Origin of the sequence: Salinivibrio sp. MA427 (assembly GCF_001996115.1) — a bacterium.
Lineage (GTDB): Bacteria > Pseudomonadota > Gammaproteobacteria > Enterobacterales > Vibrionaceae > Salinivibrio > Salinivibrio costicola.
The window spans coordinates 1-2,347 of sequence record NZ_MUFH01000345.1 but is presented as its reverse complement, the minus strand read 5'-3'; the positions used below and the strand labels follow the sequence as shown (position 1 = coordinate 2,347).

Annotated in this window: 2 protein-coding genes and 1 rRNA gene; all 3 read left to right on the top strand. The window is 46.6% G+C overall.

The genetic code is table 11. The features are described from left to right. Positions 1-1,304: hypothetical protein (locus BZG79_RS16490; RefSeq protein WP_199877936.1), on the top strand; the 1,304-nt coding region annotated here is incomplete at its 5' end. A gap of 1 nt (position 1,305) precedes the next feature. Continuing rightward, a complete protein-coding gene (locus BZG79_RS14285) occupies positions 1,306-1,740 on the top strand; it encodes a type II secretion system protein (protein ID WP_199877934.1) in 435 nt (144 codons plus the stop codon). A 431-nt stretch (positions 1,741-2,171) separates the two neighbouring features. Continuing rightward, positions 2,172-2,347: ribosomal RNA gene (locus BZG79_RS14280) — 16S ribosomal RNA — on the top strand; the annotation flags it as partial.

Below are 2,347 nucleotides of genomic sequence, written 5' to 3'. Positions count from 1 at the left end.
ATGATATCCAACAGACGCAAGCGAGAGTCAAAACCGAGCAATCACTTTCTAAAGCTTGGGCCGCTCTCGACTGTGCGGTGGCTAAAATTCAACATGATGGCATTGAGTTATCCAACAATGATATCGCCAAAGCACTAGAACAACTTTCTCCCTGTCAAAACGTCGCGCAAAGTCAATTATGGTTGGCACCATGGCAAAACAGTAAGCGCGGAATGTGGCATCTTTACGCAACTCATGCACAGCAACAAGTCGGGGTGACTCTGGCAAAAGCCACCGGCGCGCGAAGAAGTTCGTTTGTCACTTCTGGATCCGCCGCGTTTTACGGTGGCAATACATGGCGACCGGTAAAAGGAAAAAAGCGAGAGGATGGTTTATATGAATGCCATTCAATTATGGCGGGGGGCGATGTCATGATTCGTCCGCGCACGCTCGGTGAGAATCAGTCAAAGAGTTCAGAGAGCTCAAAGAATGAAGAGGAAAAAAGTCAAAACAGATTTACCGTTCGCTTAGATGGTAGCGATGAGTGCGCCCCCGAATATAAAACGGAGGTTAGCGACTACACAGTGGCAGATAGTCGCGATGAAACCGGCGCGCGACTAAAAAAAGATGTGCAAACCAACGTTGAGAATATGGACTTGTTCAACGATTACTTTGGTGTCCCTCGCGCGCAGTGGAAAACAGTAAAAGCGCAATTTGAGCGCCAAGGCGACACAGTTTTTAGTACCTATGGCGATCCCTCTGAGTGCTATGAGCCATTGTTGAATGCGATTTTAAGCAGTTCATCATCAGAGAGCGCGAATATTAAAGTATGGGTGGAGGGGCCTTGCGATTTGAGTCGGGAGGAAAATGTGGCGTTAAGAAGCGATGTACCTATTCTCCTGGTTGTTCAAGACGGCATTCTGGCATTACGAGGCGGCATGGATACATTTAACGGTGTGATTTATCAATTCAACCCAACACTTACCGCTTATGGGTTTGCTAATCAATGGGGAATACACACCTCCGAATCTGGCGGGATGTCTTGCTCTCTCGACGATAGTAATATCCAAGAACTTTGCGAAATGATCACATCAACAGTCACCAATCCTGATCAAGCAAGCCGTGTCCCTTTTTGGTTTCACGGTAGTTTCATCACCAAAGGCGCATTTATTACTGATGTGCCGGATGGCCATTCCGTGGTGTATGGTTCATTTCAACCAACCTACAGTGATGAAACGGTACAGCAGAGTTTTAAAGGTCTTAAGCAGTGGCGTCCAGTCGGTAATAGCTATCATGACATCAAACCGCCTTATGAGGAGGGGTAGCATGTTGCGAGCGCGAGGCTTTTCCTTTATCGAAATATTGATTGCGTTAGTGTTAGTAGCGGTTACGGGCGCAGGTATTTATACACTCACTGTCGATATTCAAGCTAAGCAACACAATGCGCGCTTGGCAGAAGGGGCTATGCATGTTGCTAGTAACCAACTTGCGCATTGGCGTTTAATGAACACGGATACGCCCTGCAGTGCAAGCCATACTGTAGTCATGAAGTTGAGCCGTTTAGCAAGATGCTTGATAGATACTGAAGATACTGGTTACCAACTGGCAGTGACTGAGATTAAAAATGTGCTCACCGATGATGGCGGTGTTTATGCGAAAACACTCGTATTAGAAGTTCGCTGGCAAGATAACCGAAATAAGGCACAGACGCTGAGATTTTACTTCACAGGGTCAACGCTTCGACACCAAGGTATGAAATAAGCGTCTATGAGCGCCGCAAACGAGTGAGTTATCACCCGTTTGATTGGTTTTTAATCGCTTGTGCTGTTTTTATCAAAAACCCCTTGCGCCAAAAAATTACCTCTCTATAATGCGCTCTCGTTGGCACGGCAAGCCGAGCTAACAACGGCAATACAGACAAGCAAAACAAAATGCTTGACTCAATGCTAAAGTGGCGTATTATGCCAATCCCGCTCAACGATGAGCGGCGCTCTTTAACAATTTGACCTATGCAATCTGTGTGGGCACTCGTTGAGAATAGACAAAAAGATTTATTCGATRAACTGAGTGACCAATACGAAACAACGTTTACGTTGTTCGGCACAGTCAATTCGTTTGTCTCGCAAGAGACGAACAAAACAGTATTTATCGAGCCGTTTGTCTTTTCTTAGGAAAAGCAAACACCAAAACTTTAATTGAAGAGTTTGATCATGGCTCAGATTGAACGCTGGCGGCAGGCCTAACACATGCAAGTCGAGCGGAAACGGCAGTATTGAAGCTTCGGTGGATTTACTGGACGTCGAGCGGCGGACGGGTGAGTAACGGCTGGGAACCTGCCCTGACGAGGGGGATAACCGTTGGAAACGAC

Bases quoted from the DNA above. Each gene is read 5' to 3' on its own strand.
- BZG79_RS14285 (WP_199877934.1), top strand. From the start codon at position 1,306: ATGTTGCGAGCGCGAGGCTTTTCCTTTATCGAAATATTGATTGCGTTA.